Annotated in this window: 18 protein-coding genes and 2 pseudogenes; 5 read left to right on the forward strand and 15 right to left on the reverse strand. The window is 62.0% G+C overall.

Going from position 1 to position 24,114, the window contains the following annotated elements:
- Positions 1 to 3: 3 nt before the first annotated feature.
- The gene (locus M2281_RS14245; protein ID WP_280821791.1) at positions 4 to 927 is read left to right on the forward strand and encodes a LysR family transcriptional regulator; all 924 of its coding nucleotides are present in this window, start codon (positions 4 to 6) and stop codon (positions 925 to 927) included.
- Between the two features lie 224 nt (positions 928 to 1,151).
- The gene (locus M2281_RS14250; RefSeq protein WP_280821792.1) at positions 1,152 to 1,604 is read left to right on the forward strand and encodes a GNAT family N-acetyltransferase; all 453 of its coding nucleotides are present in this window, start codon (positions 1,152 to 1,154) and stop codon (positions 1,602 to 1,604) included.
- A gap of 150 nt (positions 1,605 to 1,754) precedes the next feature.
- Here the strand turns inward: M2281_RS14250 and M2281_RS14255 are convergent, their stop codons facing one another.
- Positions 1,755 to 2,510, reverse strand: coding sequence for an aminoacyl--tRNA ligase-related protein (locus tag M2281_RS14255; protein WP_280821793.1), 756 nt, complete (start codon positions 2,508 to 2,510; stop codon positions 1,755 to 1,757).
- A 573-nt stretch (positions 2,511 to 3,083) separates the two neighbouring features.
- Positions 3,084 to 3,752, reverse strand: a complete 669-nt coding sequence (locus M2281_RS14260) for a TetR/AcrR family transcriptional regulator (RefSeq protein ID WP_425537731.1) — start codon at positions 3,750 to 3,752, stop codon at positions 3,084 to 3,086.
- Positions 3,753 to 3,855: 103 nt separating this feature from the next.
- On the opposite strand from M2281_RS14260, the gene M2281_RS14265 reads away from it, so the two are divergent.
- From M2281_RS14265 to M2281_RS14275, 3 genes are read left to right on the forward strand one after another with little or no spacing between them, the layout of a single operon-like run.
- Complete coding sequence (locus tag M2281_RS14265; protein ID WP_280821795.1) at positions 3,856 to 6,270, forward strand: GcvT family protein; 2,415 nt, start codon at positions 3,856 to 3,858, stop codon at positions 6,268 to 6,270.
- A gap of 11 nt (positions 6,271 to 6,281) precedes the next feature.
- The gene (locus M2281_RS14270) at positions 6,282 to 7,829 is read left to right on the forward strand and encodes a trimethylamine methyltransferase family protein (protein WP_280821796.1); all 1,548 of its coding nucleotides are present in this window, start codon (positions 6,282 to 6,284) and stop codon (positions 7,827 to 7,829) included.
- Between the two features lie 51 nt (positions 7,830 to 7,880).
- On the forward strand, positions 7,881 to 9,533 hold the full coding sequence (locus M2281_RS14275; RefSeq protein ID WP_280821797.1) for an ABC transporter substrate-binding protein: 1,653 nt from the start codon (positions 7,881 to 7,883) through the stop codon (positions 9,531 to 9,533).
- A gap of 180 nt (positions 9,534 to 9,713) precedes the next feature.
- Here the strand turns inward: M2281_RS14275 and M2281_RS14280 are convergent.
- The 13 genes and pseudogenes from M2281_RS14280 to M2281_RS14340 all read right to left on the reverse strand — a co-directional run.
- Positions 9,714 to 9,838: pseudogene (locus M2281_RS14280) on the reverse strand (IS6 family transposase); the annotation flags it as partial.
- The gene (locus M2281_RS14285) at positions 9,813 to 10,337 is read right to left on the reverse strand and encodes a TetR/AcrR family transcriptional regulator (RefSeq protein WP_280821798.1); all 525 of its coding nucleotides are present in this window, start codon (positions 10,335 to 10,337) and stop codon (positions 9,813 to 9,815) included. The pseudogene M2281_RS14280 and the gene M2281_RS14285, both read right to left, overlap by 26 nt.
- Positions 10,334 to 13,480 (reverse strand): efflux RND transporter permease subunit, encoded by a 3,147-nt coding sequence (locus M2281_RS14290; protein WP_280821799.1) that lies wholly within the window; start codon positions 13,478 to 13,480, stop codon positions 10,334 to 10,336. The genes M2281_RS14285 and M2281_RS14290 overlap by 4 nt, the downstream gene beginning before the upstream one ends.
- Positions 13,481 to 13,491: 11 nt before the next feature.
- Positions 13,492 to 14,703: an efflux RND transporter periplasmic adaptor subunit gene (locus M2281_RS14295; protein ID WP_280821878.1), complete on the reverse strand. Its 1,212-nt coding sequence runs from the start codon at positions 14,701 to 14,703 to the stop codon at positions 13,492 to 13,494.
- A 73-nt stretch (positions 14,704 to 14,776) separates the two neighbouring features.
- On the reverse strand, positions 14,777 to 15,364 hold the full coding sequence (locus M2281_RS14300; RefSeq protein ID WP_280821800.1) for a TetR/AcrR family transcriptional regulator: 588 nt from the start codon (positions 15,362 to 15,364) through the stop codon (positions 14,777 to 14,779).
- Positions 15,365 to 15,642: 278 nt separating this feature from the next.
- Positions 15,643 to 15,951: pseudogene (locus M2281_RS14305) on the reverse strand (HipA N-terminal domain-containing protein); the annotation flags it as partial.
- Entirely contained in the window at positions 15,951 to 16,205 is a 255-nt protein-coding gene (locus tag M2281_RS14310) for a helix-turn-helix domain-containing protein (RefSeq protein WP_280821801.1), read from the reverse strand. The gene M2281_RS14310 and the pseudogene M2281_RS14305, both read right to left, overlap by 1 nt.
- A 1,076-nt stretch (positions 16,206 to 17,281) precedes the next feature.
- Positions 17,282 to 17,629, reverse strand: coding sequence for a cupin domain-containing protein (locus M2281_RS14315; protein ID WP_280821802.1), 348 nt, complete (start codon positions 17,627 to 17,629; stop codon positions 17,282 to 17,284).
- Positions 17,630 to 17,694: 65 nt separating this feature from the next.
- On the reverse strand, positions 17,695 to 19,017 hold the full coding sequence (locus tag M2281_RS14320) for an NAD(P)/FAD-dependent oxidoreductase (RefSeq protein ID WP_280821803.1): 1,323 nt from the start codon (positions 19,015 to 19,017) through the stop codon (positions 17,695 to 17,697).
- A gap of 13 nt (positions 19,018 to 19,030) precedes the next feature.
- Positions 19,031 to 19,912 carry an ABC transporter permease gene (locus tag M2281_RS14325; RefSeq protein ID WP_280821804.1) on the reverse strand — a complete coding sequence of 294 codons (882 nt, stop codon included), beginning with the start codon at positions 19,910 to 19,912 and terminating at the stop codon, positions 19,031 to 19,033.
- Between the two features lie 9 nt (positions 19,913 to 19,921).
- Positions 19,922 to 20,872 carry an ABC transporter permease gene (locus tag M2281_RS14330; protein ID WP_280821805.1) on the reverse strand — a complete coding sequence of 317 codons (951 nt, stop codon included), beginning with the start codon at positions 20,870 to 20,872 and terminating at the stop codon, positions 19,922 to 19,924.
- 144 nt (positions 20,873 to 21,016) lie between these two features.
- Complete coding sequence (locus M2281_RS14335) at positions 21,017 to 22,687, reverse strand: peptide ABC transporter substrate-binding protein (protein WP_280821806.1); 1,671 nt, start codon at positions 22,685 to 22,687, stop codon at positions 21,017 to 21,019.
- A gap of 95 nt (positions 22,688 to 22,782) precedes the next feature.
- Complete coding sequence (locus tag M2281_RS14340; RefSeq protein WP_280821807.1) at positions 22,783 to 24,114, reverse strand: NAD(P)/FAD-dependent oxidoreductase; 1,332 nt, start codon at positions 24,112 to 24,114, stop codon at positions 22,783 to 22,785.

Raw genomic sequence — 24,114 nt, forward strand, 5'->3', positions numbered from 1 at the left:
ACGATGCGGCTCAATCAGCGACAGCTGGAAATTTTCAATGCCATCATGATCAATAAGAGCATGACCGCGGCGGCGGCGGCGCTGGGGACATCGCAGCCGACAATCAGCCGCGAACTACGGGATATGGAGCTGCGGATCGGATTCGAACTCTTCGTGCGTTTCGGCAAACGTCTGACGCCGACAAACCAGGCGCTGCTCCTGCATGAAGTCGTGCGCCGCTCCTTCGTCGGCATGGAGGAAATCAGTCGGGCCGCGTCGGCGATTCGGACGCACAACGCCGCGAACTGCCGGGTCGCGACCATCCCAGCCTATGCAGAGGCCATCCTCCCACGCGTGGCGCAGCGCCTGATGAAACAGCGCCCCGCAGTTCATTTGTCCCTTCATTCACTGGAGGAATTATCGCTGCAGCGCGAAATGGCGACGACAGTGTTCGACCTAGGGCTGACCGAGGGACGGTTCGAGTATCAGGCGGTGATCTCGCAGCGCATCGAGGTTGGCGATCTGGTTTGCGTCTTGCCGATCAGCCATCCACTTTCGCCGAAGAGGATCCTCGAACCGGCGGATTTTGACGGTGTGCCATTCGTTTATTTTTCACAGGGTGACCCGTACAGAAGAAAACTGGATGACATTTTCTTCGAGGCGGGCGTATCGCGCAGCTACGCGGTCGAAACGACGACGGCGGCAAGCGTCTGTTCGATGGTTTCAGCAGGGCTGGGCGTGTCAATCATCAATCCGCTGACCGCTGCGAACTATCTGGGCAAGGGCGTGCTTCTTAGAAGGTTCAGCGTCGCCGTGCCGTATACACTTGCTGTCTGGCGCCCTGCCCGAAAATCTGGCTCAACAGTCGCGGAAAAATTCACATCGGTTCTGCGAGAGGTTGCCGATGAGATGCGGGCGACATTGCGGTCTGCGATGGACAAGGGGTAGGTGACCGTCCCTTCCCATGCTTATCCACGTATCTTCCCGAGAACGGACGAACGGCTTCTGGCCCCAAAGCCGCCATTGACGCCATGATCCGAAGGGCCTAGATGCCACATAACTGCAGAAGGAGATTTATGCGCAGAGGCTTCGATTGAACCGCGTGTAGCGGTATCGCTCGGCATCATGAAGGTGCTGATCCTCTTTGCATGACTTATTTCTGCGGAGTTCTCATGAAGAACCAGAATGTGGTGATCCGGCCCTTTGATGCGGCGACGGACATCGAAAAACTGTCGGGCATCTGGCTCGACGCTTCCCTTGTGGCTCATCCTTTCATCGGCGCGCGGCGGCTCATCGAACAGCGGCAGTTGATTGAGGAGAAATACCTGCCCAATGCCGAGACCTGGGTCGCCTGCCGCATGGGTGAACCTGTTGGCTTCATCAGCTTGCTGGACACGTTCATCGGGGCGATTTTTGTTGCCCCGGACCAGCAAGGGCAGGGAATCGGGCGCAAGCTGATTGCCCACGCAATGGTCCGGAAGGGCGAGCTTTCACTGGAGGTCTACACCCAGAACGAACAGGCCGTCCGGTTCTACACGGCGCTTGGTTTTAACGAGGTGTCGCGCAGGTCGACTGATGATGAAGGCTTTCCGTTCGAGAATGCACATTTGCGATTGAACGGCTGAAGAAGCGACCGGGCAGCGCCATTTCGCTGTCCGGTCACGCACCTGGCTATGGCCGCTTTTCCCCGCCGGGCTGTCCTTGCACAAACGAACAGGAGATGAGGGTTATCCGCGGAAAGGGCTATAGAGGGACATGCCCTCTATAGTGGTGTTTCAAACAGCTTCTCGCTCGTCGGCGATTGACCAGTTGTAGATGCAACGATCTAGTCCAATGGCGATTTCGAGAACTTTGACAGTAAGCTCACGGATGCCTGACTTTCCGGTCATCGGGATGGTCGCCGGAAAGTCCGTCCGACGCGAAATGGACGCGATCTCCATCCACTTGTCACCATTGTCGACTTCCACATCCATGGTAACTTCGGAATAGGACGGAAGCCTATCTGAAGGAACGATACGCGTGGGAAGCCGGGTCACCGCCGCAAGCGTACACCGAACAGGTTCCAACACCGCACTGTGGTAGTCATTCGCGGTGTCAGCGGCAAACGCACATTGGAATTCCATCTGCCAGAATTCCTTCAGGCGTATATGCTTGGTCGCTTGGTCTTGCTCGCGCCGGAATGACTTACCAGCCTGCCAGACACAGAGAGGTAGTCGTACTTTGGCATGCGAAGTTAGCAAGTGGTGCATGTAGACATAGGTTGATGGCGTGGTCTCGGGTCGCAACACAAGCTCGTGGTCGTGATCTGACAAACGCTGCTGCACGAAGACATCTTCGGGTCCATAGGCGTCGGAAATAAGGTTCCGTGGAGTTAGAAGGGGTGCCTCAACGCGACGTATGTCCCAAGCGGAGTTCATCGCTTTCAGAGCCACGGCAACTTCGGCCGCAATGTGGGTGATAGCGCTTTCGCGCAGACGGATTTCGCGCTCGGTCCAGTGGACGAGCCCATTGGCATCGTAAAGGGAAAGCATGCTGCTCTCTTCTGATAAAAGGTGGAGATATGGCTGAAGCTTTACGTCTCCGGCAAGCGGAGACGGCGCACGCCGAGCCCCCGCGTCTAGCCGAAGACGCCCATACCTCGACGGCCAGCAAAACCAACTACGGTGGCCGGGAAAATCAGAGCAGCAATGTTCGCAGTCTGGAACATGATCGCATTCTTACGCAGCCACTATGAAGTTGGCAAGACAGTGCTCCAATTTCGCGATTGTCTGGCTCAGACACGGTTACTCATGACCGCAATGGGCGCGAAGCGGTCAGCTCGGCGGTGAATTCGCCTGCCCTCGTTCGGCTGCGCGCTAAAGGTCCTGTTTCGACCAAGATAGGCCGTTTGTCGTGTGTCCGCTTCAGCCAAAGTTGTTCCAAAAGCGGACCGACAGCTTCCGGCCCGAAGGCGGCATTTCGAGATCGGCTCGATAGACAACTTCCGGCACATCACCGCCCTACTGTATGCACTGGTTCTCGCCAGACGCGCAGCAACTAATCCGCAGTAGCCTCGGCATCGGTATCGAGGATTGATATCGAAGTCGCAGAGCGGCAACCCAATGTCATTTGCGGCGGATGATAGGCTTGGTGTTCTGCGTCCGAATGGCGAAGGCCGAAAAATGGGCAACGTCGGCTTCGCTCGGCTCCTGCCCAGTGAAGCTGCGCAGATAGGCGGCAAGGTGACCGAGCCGAGTCTCCAACTGCTCCTTCACATCGAGCGTGTAGTAACCGATCTGCATGTAATAGAGCACGCGGGCGCGGATGAAGGCGTCCTCTTCGTCGTAGCCATGGCGCAGATACATATCGCGGATGGCGCCGAGCCTCTCGTCGTCGGCGGCATCGATGACGTCGCGCACGTCGGCCGACCGCCGGGCCCATTCGCGCACGGCGAAGTCGAAGCGCGGATCGAACAGGCTTTCGTCGGCCCAGCATTCGAAGACGTTCGCGACTGCGCGCACGATGCTGTCTGCGGGCCTTGCTGCGCGCTCGACGATCGCCTTGGTGTTGGTGTCGCGCCAGTGTTCCAGCAGCCGGTCCAGCAGATCCTGGCGGCTTTCGAAATAGTGATAGAAGCTCGAGCGCGACACGCCGAGCCGCTCGCCCAGCGGGAGGATGCGCACGCTTTCCACGCCATCGGCGATCAGCACTTCCAGCGCAAGATTGATCCAGTCCCAGCGCGTCACCTTGACGTTGCCTGGAGCGAGCTCTTCCTGTGGCATCAACTTGATCATCATTGACGAATGACACAGCGCGCACCTCTTCGCAAGGAGCACTGGACATGTTTGTCCAATCATTGTACAGACATGTCCAATGACTCTATCTGGGGAGGCGGGGTTGAAGTCGCATTACCGAGCCGTCGTGATCGGAGGTGGCGTCGTCGGCGCCTCGGTGCTTTATCACCTCACCAAATTCGGCTGGGCGGACGTCGCGCTGATCGAACGTGCGGAACTCACCGCCGGCTCCACTTGGCACGCCGCAGCCGGCTTCCATGCGCTGAACGCCGACCCGAACGTGGCGGCGCTGCAAGACTACACCATCAACCTCTATCGCGAGATCGAGACCGAGTCCGGCCAGGATGTTGGCCTGCACATGACGGGCGGCGTCAACATCGCCAGCGACCCCAGCCGGTGGGAGTGGCTGAAATCGGCCTGGGCCACTTTCCAATCGGTCGGCATCGAGACGGCACGCCTGGTGACGCCCGAGGAAATCAACGAGATATGCCCGATTGTCGACCTGAAGGGGGTGCTGGGCGGCCTCTACGATTCGAACGAGGGCCATCTCGATCCTTATGGGACGACCCATGCCTATGCGGGAGCCGCGCGCAAGCGCGGCGCCGACGTCATTCTGCGTAATCGCGTGGTCGAGCTGAGGCCGAGACCGGACGGAAGCTGGGATGTCGTCACCGAAAACGGCACGATCGTCGCCGAGCACGTCGTCAACGCGGGCGGTTTGTGGGCGAAGCAGATCGGCCGGATGGTTGGCATCGACCTGCCGGTTACGCCGATGGAACACCATTACGTGGTGACCGACGATATTCCCGAGGTTGCCGCGCTCGATCGCGAGATCGGCGTGTCGGTCGACCTCGACGGGTTCTCTTATTTACGGCAGGAGCGCAGCGGCCTTTTGATCGGCGTCTACGAACAGGACGCACGGCATTGGAACATGGACGGCGCGCCATGGGATTACGGCATCGAGTTGATACCGGAAGACATCGAGCGCATCGCACCAGAACTTGCTCGGGCCTATGAGCGCTATCCCTGCCTGACGAAGGCCGGCATCCGTAAATGGGTCAACGGCGCCTTCACCTTCACGCCGGATGGCAACCCGATCGTTGGGCCGGTGCGTGGCCTCCGCAACTACTGGGTGGCCTGTGGGGTGATGGCCGGCTTCAGCCAGGGCGGCGGCGTCGGCAAGTCGCTCGCCGAATGGATGATCCACGGCGAGCCGCAGGCCGACGTCTTCGGCATGGACATTGCCCGCTACGGCGCCTTCGCCGCCAACCGTGAATATCTCAAGCAGACAACGCACCAATTTTATTCGCGTCGCTTCGTCATGACCTTCCCGAACGAACGCCTGCCGGCAGGCAGACCGCTGAAGCGGCCCGGCGCCTATGAGCGCATGACGGCCGCCGGCTGCCAGTGGATGGGATCGTGGGGGCTGGAGCTGCCCGCTTATTTCGCGCCCGCTGGCTTCGTGGAGACACCGACGCTCAAGCGCTCCAATGCCTTCGACATCGTTGGCGCTGAGGCCCGCGCCGTGCGCCAGACAGCGGGCCTAACCGACACGACCGGCTTCGCGCGTTACGAGGTCACCGGGCCGGGCGCCGCGCGCTGGTTGGATCGGCTTCTAGCTGGCAGGCTGCCGCAACCGGGCCGCGCCCGGCTGGCGCCTATGCTTGGCCATGACGGGCGGCTCAAAGGCGACCTTACCGTCATCAACTGGGGCGACGGCAGCTACTGGCTGATGGGCTCCTATTATCTGCGCGAATTTCACCTGCGCTGGTTCGAGGACCATGCCGCGCCTGACGCGGCCGTGCGCGACATTTCCGACGCGGTGGCCGGATTCCTGGTCACCGGCCCGAAGGCACGCGACATCCTCGCCGCCACCACGCATGGCGACGTTTCCTCCCGGGCGCTGCCCTTCATGGGTTGCACGGAGCTCGACGTCGGCACGGTGCGGGCGAAGGTTGCACGGCTTTCCATCGCTGGCGAACTCGGCTTCGAGATCAATTGCGAGGCGGCCGAACATGCGACCCTGCACGATACGCTGTTGGCCGCCGGCCAGGAAGCGGGGCTCATCCAGGTGGGTTACTACGCACTGAACGCGCTGCGCCTCGAAAAAAGCTTCGGCATTTGGTCGCGCGAGTTCACGCAGGGCTACACGGCCGGCATGACCGGGCTGGACCGCTGGATCGCCTTTGACAAAGGCGACTTCATCGGCCGCAACGCGGCGCTCGAGGAGCGCGAGCGGGGCGGATCAAAGACCGTTCTCGTTACGCTGGAGGTCGACGCGACGGACGCTGACGCCAGCGGCTTCGAGCCGGTTTGGCACGAAGGAAGCCGAGTGGGTTTCATCACGTCCGGCGGCTACGGATACACCGTGGGCAAGAGCCTTGCACTCGCGCTCGTCGAAAAGGAATTCGCGTTGGAAGGCACTGCGCTGTCGGCACACATCGTTGGAGTGGAGCGCCCGGTGAGGGTGATCGCTGCCTCGCCCTACGATCCCCGCGGCCTGGCGATGCGAGCATAGGAGGTGGTCTAATGGTCGTAGGCGTTGAAAGGGAAAGTCGTCGCGGGCGCCGGACCCGCGCCGAGGCCGGTGCAGCGAGTGTGCGTCGGCCCGACTATCGCACTCTGCGCAATCCGTTCCTGCCGCAGCCGGTCTTTTCCGACGATCAGGTCGCGGCGATCCATGATACGGCGCTGCGTGTGCTGGAGGAACTTGGCATCAAGGTATTGCTGCCTGAGGCGCGCGAACTCTACAGGCAGGCCGGCGCCCTCGTGGATGAAGATACGCAGATGGTGCGCATCGGCCGCGAAATCACCACCACCGCGCTTGCCTCCGCTCCAAAATCGATCCTGGCGCTTGCAGGCGACCGTTCGCGGGATATCGCATTGGAATTGGGCACGCTGACCTTCCTGCCCGGATGCGGCGCGCCCAACGTCACCGATCTCGACCGCGGCCGCCGACCCGGCAACCTGGCCGACTTCGAAGACCTGATACGTCTTGTCCAGAGCTTCGATGTTCTGCACCTTCTCGGCCCTTGCATCGAGCCGCAGGACGTCGACAACCACCTACGTCATTACGCGGTGAACCGGGCGCAGCTCACGCTCTCCGACAAGTTCCCCTTCGTCTTCGCGCGCGGCACCCAGCAGGTGGAGGACGGCTTCGAAATGGTGCGCCTTGCGCGCGGCCTGTCGCAGGACGAGTTCCGCGCCGGGGTTCATTGCTACACGGTCATCAACACCAACTCGCCACGCCAGCTCGACATCCCGATGGCGCAGGGCATCATTGACTTCGCCAGGGCCGGGCAGGCCTCGATCATCACGCCCTTCTGTCTGGCCGGCGCCATGGCGCCGATCACGGTTGCGGGCGCACTGACCCTGCAACATGCCGAGGCGCTAGCGGGGATCGCGCTCGCGCAGATCAGCAGGCCCGGCGCGCCTGTGGTCTATGGGAGCTTCTCCTCAAATGTCGACATGAAGTCGGGCGCTCCCGCCTTCGGCACGCCCGAGCACGTCAAGGCGACGTTGGGGGCTGGGCAACTTGCTCGCTTCATCGGCCTGCCCTGGCGCTCCGGCGGCGGCAGTGCGGCCAATATCTCCGACGTGCAAGCCGCGCACGAAACGCAATTTGCGCTGTGGGGCACCGTGCTTGCCGGCGCCACGGTCTGCATCCATGCGGCCGGCTGGCTGGAGGGTGGCCTCAGCATCTCCTTCGAGAAGCTGATCACCGATATCGAGGCGCTGCAGACCGCGGCGGAGCTGTGCGCGCCCACGCCGGGCGATGCTGACGCCATTGGCCTTGACGCCATCGCTGAGGTGCAGCCGGGTGGCCACTTCTTTTCGGCCCAGCACACGATGGAGCGCTACCGCACTGCATTCTACGAGCCGCTGGTGGCCGATCTTTCGAACTTCGGCACATGGACGGAAAACGGCTCGCGCACGGCGACCGAGCGCGCAAACGGTGTCTGGAAACGGGTGTTGGCCGACTTCCAGCCGCCGCCATCTGCCACCGCCTGCACCGAGGTGCTGGACGAGTTCATTGCGCGCCGCACCCGACAGGGCGGCGCCATGCCCGTCTCCTGACGGGGGAACCGGTAAACAAGAACGGGCCAAAATGGCCAATGGGAGGATGAAATGGAATTCTTGACGCGTAATGGCAAGCAAGTTCCCGAAAGCGTGCGGCGCATGGCGACCGAGGCCGGCAAAGGCCGCATGGACCGCCGCGAGTTCCTGGCGCTGGCCAGCGCCTTCGGCCTTTCCACCGCCGCCGCTTACGGCATGATCGGGTTGGCCGCGCCAACGGCAGTGGCCGCGGCGGAGCCGAAGAGGGGCGGAGTGGTCAAGGTGGCCATGCTGGTCAAGGAGATGAAGGACATACGCTGCCTCGACTGGGGTGAGATGGGCAACCTCGCCCGCCAGGTGCTGGAGCCGCTGGTGCGCTACACCAAGGATTTCACCTTCCAACCCATGCTGCTGGAAGGCTGGGACGTGAACGACGACGCCACCGAATATGTGCTGCATCTGCGCAAGGGCGTGAAATGGAACAACGGCGACGACTTCAATGCCGACGACGTCGTCTTTAACCTCGCCCGCTGGTGTGACAAGGCGGCGGAGGGCAACTCGATGGCTGCACGCATGGCCTCGCTCATCGATCCGGCCACCGGCAAGGCCCGCGAGGGTGCGATCGTGAAAGTCGACGACCATATCGTGAAGCTGAAGCTCGCGGCCTCCGACATTTCCATCATTCCCGCCTTCTCCGACTATCCGGCGCTCATCGTGCATCGCGATTTCGAAAAGAACGGCGCGGATTTCGTGAAGCACCCCGTGGGCACTGGCCCCTTCGAGCTTGTCTCCTACGAAACCGCGACGCGCGCGGTCTACAAGCGCCGCGAGAGCGGCGGCGCGTGGTGGGGCGGCGAGGCTTATCTCGATGGTCTCGAGTTCATCGACTACGGCAATGATGCCAATGCGATGATCAGCGCCTTCGAGGCGGGCGAGGTGCAGGCCAACTACGAGACCACCGGCGACTACGTGCCGATCCTCGACGGCATGGGCCTTAGCCGAAACGAGATCCTGACAGCGGGCACGATCACCGCCCGCATGAACGTCGCCAACAAGCCTTACGATGATCAACGGGTGCGTAATGCCGTGCAATTGGCGGTAGACAACGCGACCGTGCTCAAGCTCGGCTACAACGGCCTCGGCGAAGTGGCAGAGAACCACCATGTGTGCAGCATCCATCCGGAATACGCCGCGCTGCCCGCCGTGGGGCGCGACATCAACAAGGCCAAGGCGCTGATGGCGGAGGCCGGCCAGATGGATTTCGAGCATGAGATCATAACCGTGGACGAAGACTGGCAGAAGAACACCGGCGACGCCATCGCCGCCCAGATGCGCGAAGTCGGCTTCAAGGTGAAGCGCACCGTTCTGCCCGGCTCGACCTTCTGGAACGACTGGACGAAATATCCCTTCTCACTCACCGTCTGGTCAATGCGGCCGCTCGCCGTGCAGGTGCTGGCGCTGGCCTACCGCTCGGGCGAGGCGTGGAACGAGTCCGCCTTCTCCAGCAAGGAGTTCGACGAGAAGTTGTCGCTGGCCATGGCCACACCTGATGTCGAGAAGCGCCGCGTCATCATGAAGGATGTCGAAAAGACCCTGCAGGAATCCGGCGTTCTGGTGCAGGCCTATTGGCGCAAGATCTTCAACCACACGGCGCCTGCGGTGAAGAACTACTTTGCCCACCCCATGCAGGAAACGCTGTTCGAGCAGGTGTGGCTCGAAGCTTAGGATGAGGACCTATACATCGGATTGGAATTGTTAGATTCCCTCGCGTCAATTAAAGGATCGTCGGTCAAGAGTCGGATGCGGCATGGACAGCACTCGAGCCGCATCTGCTGATCCACGTCCGCAATGAAGTCGGTCCGGAACAGATCCGCGACAGCAATACCAGTCTCATGCTCCTTCGAGCCCGAAGTTCCTCCCCCAGCGACGGATCTTTCGTAGGAGACCACGATGCCACGCATCGGCGGCATTTCCTCGATCAGGCGTAGGCTCAGCGGAAACCGCTTATAAAGCCACACCGCATGGGCAATGAACTGTGGCGGGAAGCGGTAGCGCTTGTTGCCGACGGACTTCTGACGCTTCGTTTATGTGACAAGCCCCGCGCAGGCAAAGCCGGCTTGCAAAACCGCTCGCCAAAGCCAGCTGCGTCGTCCGATGCTCCGCGCCGGCAAGGTCGGATCTTGGAAGGTCGAGCTTTGTGCTGATCGTCTCAAGCAGCAACGTATCCTCTGCCGCCGCAACAAGTGCGGCGATGGCGAGGAGATCGACCGCGATGCCCGCGAGATGCCGATCACTTGCAGCATCGGCGAAGTGCTTCAGCATCGCACGGATCAGGTCCTTCTTAGTCGCGAAGTGATGGAGCAGCCCGCCCTTACTGACGCCGGCCCGTCGGGCAATGGCATCCAGGGTGACTTTGCCGAAGCCATTTTCCAACGCAACGTATATGGCAGCGTCGAACAGGCGCTCCTTCGGTTCGAGGCGTCGGGCGGAAGACGCAGGCTCCATCGCCGTCCGGCTGGGATCTATCATTCCGCTGGTGCCTGAACTGTTTCGGACGGTTCTGCGCTTGCGTGCGCTTGCGGCTCTCCGCGCCCGAACATCTTCATGATAAAGACGAAGAAGACCGGCACGAAGAAGATGGCAAGGATGGTAGCCGAGATCATGCCGCCCAGCACGCCGGTGCCGATGGCGTTCTGGCTGGCGGCACTTGCACCGGTGGCGATGGCCAACGGTACAACACCCAGACTGAAGGCCAGCGACGTCATGATGATGGGCCGGAAGCGGAGTTTGGCCGCCTCGACCGTCGCATCGATGAGCGACATCCCTTCCTTGCGCAGGTCCTTGGCGAATTCGATGATCAGAATCGCGTTCTTGGCGGAAAGCCCGATGATGGCGATCAGGCCGACCTTGAAGTAGACGTCGTTCGGCATGCCCATGAACATCACAGCGAGCACCGAACCGAGAACGCCCAGCGGCACAACGAGGATCACGGACACCGGTATCGACCAACTCTCGTAGAGCGCCGCCAAAAGCAGGAACACAAACAGAATGCTGAGCACGATCAAGGCGGGTGCCTGCGAGCCGGACTGGATTTCCTGGAGCGATTGCCCTGTCCATTCATACCCGAAGCCGGATGGCAATTCATCCGCCAGGCGCTCCATTTCCTTGATCGCAGCTCCCGATGAGAAGCCGGGAGCTGCCTGGCCGGTGATACGCACCGATGGGTAACCGTTGTAGCCGACGACCTGCGCGGCTCCCTTTTGCCACTCGATAGTGGCGAAGGAGGACAGTGGAACCATTCCGCCGCGGGCGTTTCGCACATTGAGGTTCAGCAGGTCATCGGTCTGCATCCGGCGCCCGACATCGGATTGCACTGTCACACGTTGCATCCTGCCGGCATTCGGGAAATCGTTGACATAGGCAGAGCCCAGATTGGCCGAGATCGTCGAATTGATGTCGGCAAAGGTAACACCGAACGCATTCGCCTTTTCGCGGTCAATCAGGAGATTGACCTGGGCGGCGTCGGGCATGCCTTCGACGCGAACACCGGTGATGACCTTGCTCTTTGCGGCAGCTGCGACGAGTTGGTCGCGTGCGGCAGCAAGCGCTGCCTGCCCTTTGCCCGATCTGTCCTGGAGACGGAAGGTAAAGCCGTTGGATGTACCTAGGCCCTGGATCGGCGGTGGCGACAGCGCGAAGGAGATCGCATCCTTCATCTGAAACAGCTTGCGGTTGGCCCGGTCGCTGATGGCTGCGGCCGAGTTCTGCTTGTCACGTTCACTCCAGTCGTCAAGGGTAACGAATGCCAGACCGGCATTCTGGCCCGCCCCGGAAAAGCTGTATCCGTTGATCACGATCATGCGGTCGACTGCTTCCTCTCCCATGAAAATCGACTCGACATTCTCGGCAATGGCCCGGGTGCGATTGCTGCTGGATTCCGGCGGTCCCTGAATATCAACGATCAGGTAGCCCTGGTCTTCATTGGGCAGGAAGGCCGTCGGGAGTTGAGTAAAGGCCCAGCCAAGACCAACCACCAAAGCCAGGTAGATGACCATGAAGCGGCCCGTCCGCTTGACGACCCATCCAACGCTGGACGTATAGGTCCGGGTCGTCCGATCGAAGTTGCGGTTGAACCAGCCGAAAAAGCCCTTCCTTTCGTGATGACCCGCGCCGATCGGCTTCAGGAAGCTGGCGCATAGCGCGGGTGTCAGCGACAGCGCCAGGAACCCGGAGAACAAGATCGACACGACCATCGTCAGGCTGAACTGCCGGTAGATGACGCCAACGGCGCCCGGGAAGAACGCCATGGGCACAAAAACGGCGGTCAGAACCAACGTGATGCCGATGATAGCGCCGGAGATCTGCTTCATGGCCTTGCCCGTCGCTTCCTTCGGCGACAAGCCTTCTTCTGCCATGATGCGCTCGACATTCTCGACCACCACGATGGCATCGTCGACAAGGATGCCGATCGCCAGCACCATCGCGAACATCGTCAGGACGTTGATCGAGAACCCGGTAGCCATCATGACGGCGCAGGTGCCTAGAAGCGCTACCGGAACGACCAGTGTCGGGATGACCGTGTAGCGGAAGTTCTGCAGGAACAGGAACATCACGGCGAAAACGAGCACCATCGCTTCAAAAAGCGTATGGATGACCTTTTCGATCGACACCTTGACAAACGGCGACGTGTCGTAGGGGATGGCGTATTCCAGGCCTTCGGGGAAAAAGCGGGACAGTTTCTCCATCTGCGCGCGGACGGCTTCGGATGTCGCCAATGCGTTGCCCGTGGGCGACAGCTGCACCGCGACCGCGGCGCTGGGCTGGCCATTCAGCCTGGTGGAGAAGTTGTAGTTTTCCGCGCCGACCTCGATGCGCGCCACGTCCGACAGTCGGACCGACGAGCCATCGGGATTGGCGCGCAGCACGATCGATCCGAATTCTTCGGCGGATGTAAGCTGTCCCTTCACCAGCACGGTGGCCGAGATCTGCTGTGTGATCGGGTTGGGATCCCCACCGATGCGGCCGGCTGCAACCTGCGCGTTCTGCGACCGGATCGCATTGTTGATATCGTCCGCTGTGAGTTTCAGGCCGACCATCTTGTCAGGATCGATCCAGATGCGCATGGCGCGAGGCGTCGCGAACAGCTGTGCGCGGCCAACACCGTCGATACGCCGGATTTCACTGAGCACGTTGCGGTTCAGATAGTCGCCGAGACCGACGACATCGAGCGAGCCGTCCGTCGACGTGAGCGCTACCATCATCAGGAAGCCGCTTCTGGCCTCCTCAACCCGGATGCCGACCTGCTTAACGACCTGTGGCAGGCGCGGCTCGACGCGTCGGACTGCGTTCTGCACGTCGAGGGAAGCCTGCCCGCTGTCGGTTCCAGGGGCAAAGGTCGCCGTGATGGTGGCCATGCCGAAGGAATCGGACGTCGATTCGAAATAAAGGAGCCCCGCGACGCCGTTGAGCTCTTCCTCGATGGGCCTGGTAACGCTTTGATAGATGTCTTCGGGTGAAGCACCGGCATAGGTCGCGTTGATGGAGACCTGCGGTGGGGCCACGTTCGGATATTGAGCGACTGGCAGGAACGGAATGGCGATGACGCCGGCGAGCATGACGAAAATCGCCACGACCCACGCGAAAATGGGCCGGTCAATGAAAAACTGGGGCATTATGATATTCCTTAGCCGGCCTTGGGCTTGCTTCCGGGACCCACAAAATCGCTGCCGGTCGCTGACGAGGCATCCTTCGGCTTCCACGTTTGGGCAGCTACCGCAGCACCTGGCCTGACCTTCTGGAAGCCTTCAACTATGACCTTGTCGCCTGCCTTGAGGCCGTCCTCCACCGTCCAACGGTCGCCAACCGCGCGACCGACCCGAACCGTCCGGAGCTCGGCCAGGTTCTTGTCGTTGACCACATAGACTTGTGCACGCCCGCCCACGTCACGCTGGATCGCCTGCTGCGGGATCGCGATGGCATTTTCCTGGATGCCCTGCTCGATAAGCACGCGGACAAACATGCCAGGCAGCAGGTTCCCATCAGGATTGGGGAACTCGCCGCGAAGCGTCACCTGTCCGGTGGTCGCGTCTACCGCCGCTTCAAGGAACAGGAGTTTGCCGGGGTGCTCATACGCACTGCCGTCATCCAGTCGAAGCATCACCCGGGCCCCGCCCGCCTCGGCATTCGTCAATGCGCCGTTTTCGAGTGCCCGCCTAAGCTGGAGAATCTCGTTCGCAGACTGAGTGAAATCGGCATAGACCGGATCGATCTGCTGTATGGTGGCAAGGCTTTCGGGACCATTAGCACTAACGAGCGCGCCCTCCGTGACATTGGCACGGCCGATGCGCCCGGAGATGGGCGCCTTGATCTCAGCGTAGTCCAGATTGAGTTGCGCCGTCGCAAGGCCTGCGGTCGCAATCGCCACATCGGCGTCCGCCTGCGCGAGTGCTGCAACCGCGTTGTCGAGTTGCTGGCCGCTGGAAACGTTGCGTTCGCGTAGTTCTCTCTGGCGCTCGGCCTGTTGGCGCGCCTGAAGCTGGACGGCTTGCGCGCGCTGCAGCGTCGCCTCCGCGCTCGCTACCTGCGCGCGAAACAAGGCCGGGTCGATACGGTAGAGCACGTCTCCTTCCTTCACCAGGCTCCCCTGTTCGAATACGCGTTCGAGCACGATGCCCGAGACGCGCGGTCGCACCTCGGCGATGCGTATCGGGGCAATGCGCCCCGGCAGCTCGTCCAGAATGGGAAGGGCTTCCGGAACCACCTCGATGGTGCTCACTGCCGATGGCGGGGGAGCGGCTGGAGGTGCCTTTGCGGATTCTTTGGAATCGCATCCAGAAATGAGAGCGAAAAGAGCGATAGCCACTGTAAGCTTCAGTGGCAAAACGGGCATACGCATAAGTAAATCCGGGAAAAATTGAGGATTGCCGGAACGGCTATCGATGAGGTGGCCTGGCGGCTGTGGGTGATGATCAACCGCCAGTCGGCGCGCCGGTGGCTTCGGAGTGGAAATGCTCTGCATCGACCAGCCAGCGGATGTCGCGCAGAATGTCTGCGCGTTCAGCATCCGACCAGGGATGCAGGTTGTGCAGTTCGAGTCTCTTGAGACCCTCGAGAGCCAGAAACGCGAGAATGGCACCGCGAGGATTTTCCGCCGTTTCCGTGACCGAGGCGATCATCCGCGTATAGACCGCTTCGATGATACCTCGCGCTTCGGCATCCTGGGCAAGAGCAGCGACCATATTGACCGCAACGGCGCGGACATGGTCGCGATGTCGTTCGGCTGCGGCTGAAATAAGACCGTTTATCGCGGCGCTCGGAGCCGAACCAAGCGGCGCTGTCAACGCCAGGATCCGGGCCTCTTCGCTTTCCATACGCCGCCGGATGACGGCGTTGATGAGTTGTTGCTTGGATTTGTAGTCGTAGATCACGCTGGCTTTGCTGATCCCGGCCTCGACCCCGACTGCATCAAGTGTCAGATGCGCGGCGCCGTCGCGGACAACCACGCGCTCGGCCGCATCTAGAATGTCGCTCTGCTCAATTACCCTTGGACGGGCCATACCTTAACGCCTGCTCTGCCTATAATTAATTTCCGACTGGTTGGTTATTGTAGTTGCAGCGCAGCAAGAAGTTCAATTCACCAAATCGTGTGCCGTGTTCCGACTAGGCCTTCTTCGCTGTAACCCCCGGTCTCGAGTAGGTTTTCGTTCAAGGGAAAATCGGCTCGAAGTCCAACCTGTCAGAGATAGCTCACAAGCTGGTGATTGCATTGCTCGCCTTATGCCTGATGGTGCTGCCCGTCGCGGCACGGCAGCCTGCGGGCAATCTCGCCAACGCCACAGTCATGACCGAGGGCGGTCAGAAGGCTGTAGGCGTCGGTGCCGCCCGCGCCAACGCGCTCAGCGACGCGCTTGCGGATCGCGTCGCTGTCCGGGAGCAGATTGTCGAGGACGTTGATGACGGGCGCGCCGATATAGCGGTCTTCGCGCAAAGGGAGCGAGAGCGACACCGGGAAGGTGTTTTCCCAGCCGAGCCAGTCCTTTGCGTACTGGAAGTCGATCGCGCCGGTGGATGCGCGGCGCAGAACGCCGACGAGGCGGCCGTTCAGAAAAACGTTGAGGGGCACATGTGCCCGGCGACGCGCCATCAGAACAGGTCCTCAATGTCGCCAGCGCTCGCCTTGCTGCGGACGCGGACGACGAGTTCCAGGTCAAGGGCCGATAGCGCCGCCATCAGCGTACGCAGTTGTACTGCGGGCTCCCCGGCCTCAAGGCGGGAGACGGTGCCTTGGCGCAAATGGATATGGTCGCCAAGGGCGCCTTGTGTCAGGCCGGCGTTCTTGCGGGCGCGGCGTAGGATGGCCCCGAGCTGTTTTTCGTTGCGGGCGATCTGGTCAGTCATGGGAGCCTCCATGACCAATATACGCGTTCGCGTATAACGCGTCGATATACGCGTTCGCGCATGAAACTGAGAAATACGAGGATGCGTATAAAGCAATCGTATACGTGATCGCGTATCAAAACTAGGTGTCGACAGGGTGGTGGAGTCACCTCAATCGACTGGCGGAGCTGCATTCATGAGGTCGTGATTTCGCCTCAGGCCGCCATGGCGGGGGCAAGAAGTTCGTGATGTCCGGCATCTGTCAGCTTATTGAGATGGAGATGGAAGAGGTTTGCGAGACTGGCGCTTCATGGCCCATCTGGAGCAAGCGGCCGCCGAAGGCGCAGCTGGCCCGCTTTGCACCTGTCGATTTTGGATTTTACGTATTCTGACAGTACTTTAGGAGCCGTTGATCGTAGTGTTTGGCGCACTTGATCGCAGTCTAGGCTGACATAGCGTGCTGTAGCGTAATGTTTGGTTGTGGGGGCTCGCAACCACCGATGCCGACATTCGTTACAGACAACCGTTTGATGTGTGGCAGCTGCTAGTTTGCGCTCGAATGCAGAGCACCAATCAGGCGAGAATCTGGTCAGAATCCGATTTTTGCGGGGATTGGTGCCCGATTCCGAACAGTTACGGAACCGAAAGCTTCGGATCGGTCGTGGCCGGAGAATCCACCGGCAACGCCGAGCTTGAGTGCCGGGCAAGATTGGACAGACCGATCAAGCAAGCTGGGGTGCGGGCACCGCCTGCGATTCATAAAGTTCAACCTTGATCAGTTCTTGATGCTCAAGATCCCATAAATGGCAGATCGCAGAGCTGGAGAACTGGTGGCGAACTTGGCCATGTGCCACCAGTTGCTTTCCATTGCGTCCCAACGGATAGTCGATGACGATAGTGAATGGGGATCAGATCTGTTCCCCATGAACTGGGGTGCCAATTCTATCCAGCGCCACAAGGGATGCCGGTCCGCCCAAATAGGTTGTTTGCGTGGCGTGAGCCTCAACAGCTGGGCGGCTTCGCAAAGCCGAATACCCCTGGCGATGATCCGGGGTTTGCGACTATCCCACGGATAAGAGCCGTCACCCTGCCATCAATCAGGGTTTGGGAACGACTGTGGCGAGCTTGCGGAACGGCGACAGGATTTCCAGCTTGCTGGCGACGCCGAACGGCACCCGCACGATCGAGCCCGGCTTGATCCTGACCGGCTCGAAATCGCCCTGGGTGTAGAGCGCATCACCCTCGCAGACGACAAAGGTTTCCTCGAGTTGGCGGCCCGGATAGCTGTAGACGCCGGGCTCTGCCTTCCAGACAGCCACGATGGTGCCGTTCTCGCCCTCGTCCTTCCAGATTGGCCGGCGCCAGGAACCGGCATCACGGCCTTCGGCCGGCATGCCAGGGATGAGGTCGATGTCGTCGGAAATGTCGTAGATCGGCAGGGTCATGCTGTTTCTCCTGTGGTGTTGAAGGCAAGGTTCGGGCGGCGCGTCGCGAATGTTCTGGCCAGACCTCAGGCGTGGGGCGGCAAATCCGCGCCGGCAAGCCTAGTGCGGATCCAGTCGGCCACGCGGTAGTAGCGCAGCGTCAGCGGCGGGCCGAAGTTCATGTAGAACGGGGCGGCCGTCAGCGGCTCGAGCTTGAGCGACAGGTCCTTTTCCGGCACGCCCCGCGCCCATTCGGACAGGATGCCGCCGAGCATGCTGCCGGTGGGCACGCCGCGCCCGGACAGGCCGGTGAGCGCCACAACGCCCGGCGCCAGGCCATAGAGGCGAGGCACCGTGCGGTACTGCATGTCGAGCTCGCCGTACCAGAAATATTCCCAGCGGATTTCCTGGCGGATCTGCGGATGCAGCCACTTCAGCCGGTCGCTCATGAGCCGGTGCGTGTAGTCCATGTTGCGTCCGCGCCGGCCCATGGGGAACATGGAGGCGACGATGCGGCCCTCGGCATTGTACTTATAGACATAGATATCGCCGCGCCCGTCATGGATCGTGGTGTTTTTGGGCAGGACCGTGCGGCGCTCGTCTTCCGTCAGCGGCTGGGTGGCGGCCACGAACACCTTGTGGATCTTGAACGTCTGGTCGAGCTTCGGCCAGCCGCCGACCGTGTAAGCTCCAGTCGCGAAGATCACCTTGTCGGCAACCACCGCGCCCTTGTCGGTCGCCACGGCCCAGGCGCCGCCTTCCGGCTTGCACGACACGACCGGGGACCTGGTGTGCACCGTGCCACCTTCCTGCATTACGGCGCGGGCGAGGCCGCGGGCATAGCCGAGCGGGTTGAGGTGGCCGGCCTCGGCGTGGAACCAGCCGCCATGGAAGCGCGGGCTGCCGGCGATCTTCTCCACCTCGTCGCGGTCGAGCAGCCGCGTCTTCGCACCGACCGCATTGTAGGCGCGGACCTTTTCTTCAAGGCCGCGCAGGGCGTTCTTGTGGGGTGCGGCCTGGACATAGCCGTTCTGCTGCCATTCGCACTGGATCTGGTAGCGTTGGATCATGTCGCCGACACGGTCGTTGGCGCGGGTCTGGCGAGCAATCAGCCGCTCGGCCCACGGCTCGCCCAGCATGCGGCGCAGTTCCGGCAGGCTGTAATGGGTGAAGGTGGGCGTGCAGTGGCCGGCATTGCGCCCCGAGCCGCCATAGCCAATCTCCTCGCGCTCCAGCAGCACCACGCGCGTGCCGTCGCGGGCAAGCTCGAGCGCCGTGGTCAGCCCGGTGTAGCCGCCGCCCACGATGCAGACATCGGCGCGCACCCGGCCCTCGAGCGGGGTGGTTTCCGGGGCGGGTGCGGCGGTCGCGTACCATAGAGAGACCTCGAAGGGAGAGAATTTCGTCATGGCCCCCTCCCCTTCAGTTGAGATCGCTTCGGGCGTCGAGCGCGTCGCGCAGGCCGTCGCCGATGAAGTTGAAGCTGGTGACCGCCACGGTGATGGCGATGCCGGGCACGATGGCGAGCCACGGGGCGCTGTCGAGATATTGTTGCGCGCCGTTCAGCATGTTGCCCCAGCTCGGCAGCGGCGGCTGGATGCCGTAGCCGAGGAAGCTGACATAAGCCTCAAGGAGAATGGCGCGGGCGACCGTCAGGGTGGCGGCCACGATGATCGGGCCCATGGCGTTGGGCAGCAGTTCGCGGAACATGATCCAGCGGTTGGTCAGGCCCAGCATGCGCGCCGCCAGCACGAAATCCCGCTCGCGCAGTGACCGAACCTCGGCTTCGACCAAACGGGCGATCTCCATCCAGCTCGTCACCGCAATGATGACGGTGATCATGAACGGGCTCGGCTTGATGAAGGCAGCGAGCGCCAAAAGCAGGAAGATGCTGGGGAAGGACAGGAAGGCGTCGACGAAGCGCATCAGCACCGCGCCGACGCGACCGCCATAGTAGCCCGCCGTGACGCCGATGACCGTGCCGATGACGGTGCTGAGCAGCATGGCAAAGAAACCGACCAGGAGCGAGATGCGGCCGGCGTTGAACAATCGTGCGGCGATGTCGCGGCCGAGCGGGTCGGTGCCGAAGATATGGTAGCCGGTGAATGGCGGGGCGAAGCGGGCCCTCAGGTCGATATAGAGCTCGTCATAGGGCAAAAGATGGGGCCCGAACACGCAGGCCAAAGTGAGCAGCAGGATCATCGCCACGCCGAGCATGGCGAGCCGGTGGCGGGCGAAGCGCCGGACCGTGCGGCTGCGCCACCAGCGGGCGGGCGAGGCGGAAGCAAGCGTTGCTGAGGTCATGGCGTTTTCCTAACCGAGCCGGATTCGAGGATCGACGAAAGCGACGAGGAGGTCGGCAATCAGGCTGCCGATCAGCACGAGGATGGCGGAGAACATCAAAAGCCCCATCACCACCGGGTAGTCGTTGTAGCCGAGGCTATCGAGGAACAGGCGCCCCATGCCCGGCCAGGTGAAGACGGTTTCGGTGACCAGCGCGCCGCCGAGGATGGTGGGAAGTTGCAGGCCCGCAAGCGTGATCATGGGCAGCAGCGCATTGCCCATCACGTGCTTCAAGAGCACGCGCTTTGGGCTCAGCCCTTTGGCCTTGGCGGTGCGGACGAAATCCTGGTTGATCACGTCCAGTGTAGCGGTGCGCATGTAGCGGCTCCACACCGCGACATTGACGAGCGCCAGCACCACGCTCGGCATGATGAGGTGGAGCGCGTAGTCGCTGAACGAGCCGTTGCCGATCGTGTACATGTTGCCGGCCGGGAGCCATTTCAGCTTCAGCGAGAAGACGTAGATCGCCACTAGCCCGAACCAGAAGGTGGGGATGGAGAGCGCCACCATGGCGCCCACCGTGGCGCCATAGTCGAAGACCGAATAGCGGCGCGTCGCGCCCTTAACGCCGACCCAGGTGCCGATGAGGATGGAGATCAGCGTGGAGGAGCCCATGAGAAGAAGCGTGGCCGGCAGATGCCCGCCGATGATCTCCAGCACCGGGCGGCTGTCGCGATAGGATTTGCCCCAGTCGCCCTGCAGCAGGTGCCACATCCAGTCGAGATACTGGATCGGCAGCGGGCGGTTGAGGCCCATCTGCTCGGAGATGCGGTCGAGCGCCTCCTTGGTCATGCCGGGCGTCAGCGTGTATTGGGACAATGGCCCGCCGGGCGCGAGGTTGAGCACGGCAAAGCCGATCATCGACACCAGAATAAGCAGCACCAGGCTTTGCCAAAGACGGCTCAGGAGATAGCGCAGCATCGGATCCTCCGCTTGTTGCCGGTCGTCGAGCAGTCCCGGTGAGATCGGAATCTGACCGGGACATGCTCCAGCTGAACGGGGTTGCGGCTTGCCCCTCCCCTATCCGCGACGGATCGCGGGCGAGAAACTGGGCAAGGCTCGCGCTCAGCCCCAGTGCCAGGTGTTGATGTTCCAAGTATCGATGCGGTTGTTGATGTTGGGCAACACGCCTTCGATGCCGTTCTTGCGGCCGCGCACGGTGGCGTACTGGAACGTCGGCAGGAACGGCAGGTCGGCGCGCATTATCTCCTGGATCCTGAAGTAGATTGCCTTGCGCTCCTCCGGCACGAAGAGGTTGCCGGCATCCTTCAGCAACTGGTCGACCTCGGGGTTGGCGTATTGCCAGGTGTTCTGGCCGTTGCCGCCCTTGGCAGCGCTCGAGGTGGACATGAAGTAGTCCGACGTGTCCGGATCGGGACCGGTGAGGAAGTTCAGGCCGACGACGACAGAATCGAACTGCGACATCATCCAGTATTCGCCCCACATCACCGCCGGCGGCAGGTTGGAAATGGTCATCTCCACGCCGATATCCTTGAAGGACTGCTGCATGAACTGCTGCACCTGCTCGCGGATGTGGTTGCCCGCGGTAGTGGAGTTGGAGAACGACAGGCGCACGCCGTCCTTGACGCGGATGCCGTCGGAGCCCGGGGTCCAGCCGGCGTCGTCGAGTATCTTCTTCGCCTTCTCCAGATCGTATTCATGCTTGGGCAGGTCCGGGTTGTAGTAGAAGGACTGCTGCGGCATGTAGCTTTCGGTCGGCGTCGGCAGGCCGTAGTAGAGCGCGTCGATGATCGCCTGCTTGTCGATGGCGTGGTAGAGCGCCTGGCGCACGGCAAGGTCCCTGAACTGCGGACGCTCCATGTTGAAGGCGACGGATTCGATCGTGGCGTTAGGCACCACCGTCACAACCTTGCCGTCCAGGGCCTTGGCCTCCTCATAGTGATCCGGCGTGATCCACTGTAGACCGACGACGTCGATGTCGCCGGTCTTGAACTGCGTGTACATGACGGTCATGTCCGGAATGTATTTGTAGATGACCCGCTCCAGATAGGGCCCCTCGCCGTAGTAGTCAGTGTTGGCGACGAGCTCGATGTGGTCGCCCGCCACGCGGCTGCCCCACCTGAAAGCGCCAGTGCCGATGGGCGCGTTGTTATAGGGCGCGGCGTTCTTATCGGCCTCGACGCCCAGGAGGTGCTTGGGCACGATGAAGGTCGAAGCCAGGATGGACGGGTAGGGCGCGAAGGGCTTTTCCATCCGCCAGGTGATCTCGGTGGGCGAGACCACGGTGAGGTCGCGCACGTGCTCATGGCCGGTACGGCGCCAGCTGCGGAAATCCGGATCGACCATCAGCTCGAGCGTGAACTTGACGTCCTCGGCGGTGAAGGGCGTGCCGTCATGCCACTTCACGTCGTCACGCAGCTTGACCTTCCAGTTCAGGCCGTCGGCCGAGATGCCACCATTCTCGACGGTCGGGACTTCCGTCGCGAGCGCGGGTGTGAACTTGCCTTCCGGATCGACGTTGAACAGCGGATCAAAGACGGCGTGATGGACGGCCTCGTCGACCTCGATGTGCAGGAGGTGCGGATTGAATACGGTCGGCTCCTGCGAGAAGCCCACGATCATCTGGCCGGTCGGCTTGTCGGGCACGGCAGCGAAGGCACGGTCGCGGCCGAGAAGACCGGGAATGACCAGGCCAGAGGCGCCGGCAAAGGCCAGCATGGAAAGGGCCTGGCGGCGCGTGGGGTTGAAGATGGCGTTGGGCTTGTTGTCAGTCATGTCTCTTCCCTTGAAGTCGCGGTTGATCATGCTTTCCAATCTAGGCCTGCCTCTTGCTGGGCAGTTCCCTGTGCGAGCAACGGACGCGCCGGCGCTCAAAACCCGCTGATCAGTTCGATTTTGGAGCCGTCCGAGAAGCGGGTAAAACGGAAGGCCTTCGGGTCGACGAGCGGCGTGCGCCCGGTGACGATGTCGGCCATCAGCCGGCCGGCGGCCGGTCCGATGCCGAAGCCGTGGCCGGAGAAGCCGGTGGCGATGTGGAAGCCGTGGATGCTGTCGATTGCCGAAATGACCGGCACGGCGTCGGGCGTCACGTCGATATAGCCGGCCCAGCGCTGCGCCACTTGCGCATTTTCGAACACCGGAAAGGCCTTCTTCAGATTCGCGAAGGCGATGTCGGACAGTTTCTTGGCCGGCTTCGGATCGAGCACGCGGCAATATTCGAAGGGGCTGGCCTCGTCCAGCGACCAGCGCCTGGGGATGCGTGCCTCGTCGAAGAAGCGGCCGCCGAGGCGGAAGTTGAGCGAGCGCCATTCCTTGCGGAAGGCCGGCAGGAAGTCGAACGCATAGCGGAAGGAGTTCGGCACGATGTCGACCACGTTTTCATGGCCGGAGGCAATGGTGTAGCCGCCGTCCTGGCGCTTGCGCACGGCAAAGCCGTTCGACCACATGGCCTGCTCGGGACCGCCTTCGAGCGGCTTGGTGCGCATGACCGAGTTCATGACCTTGAGCTGCGGCAGGTTGATGCCGTGCCTGCCCGACAACAGGCTGGACCAGGCGCCGCCCGCCAGCACCACGGCCTTGCTGGCGATGGAGCCGCGCTCGGTGACGACGCCGGAGACGGCGCCGCCGGTCGTCTCGATGCCGCGCACAGCGCATTCGGTGAGGATCGAGGCCCCCTTTTCGCGCGCCGCCTCGGCGATAGCCGGTGCGACCTTCTGCGGCTCGGCGCGGCCGTCGGCGGCGGTATAGAGCGCGCCCTTGAGCTTCATGTTCGACCCGGGGAACATGTTGTTGAACTCGGCGCCGCTCAGCATGCGCGAGTCAAGCTGGTAGCCGTCGAGATTGCGGTTCCAGCGCTCGTGGTTGGCGTATTCCTCGTCGGTGGCGCAGGTGAAGATGATGCCGGCGCGCTTGTAGCCGGTGTCTCGGCCGATGCGCTGGTCGAGCGTACTCCAGATGCGCAGCGCCTCCGCCATCAGCGGTACTTCGCGCGGATCGCGGCGCGAGATGCGCACCCAGCCCCAGTTGCGGCTCGACTGCTCTTGGCCGATGCCGCCCTTCTCGCACAGCGCCACACGCAGCTTCTGCTCAGCCAGTTCCAGCGCGGTCGAGGTGCCGATGATGCCGCCGCCGATGACGACGACGTCTACTTCCTTCGGCAGTTCGGCATCCCCGTGGACGGGAACGACATAGGGTCCGGGCAT

The sequence above is a fragment of the Pseudaminobacter soli (ex Li et al. 2025) genome (assembly GCF_029892515.1).
In the GTDB taxonomy this organism is placed as follows: Bacteria; Pseudomonadota; Alphaproteobacteria; order Rhizobiales; family Rhizobiaceae; genus Pseudaminobacter; species Pseudaminobacter soli_A.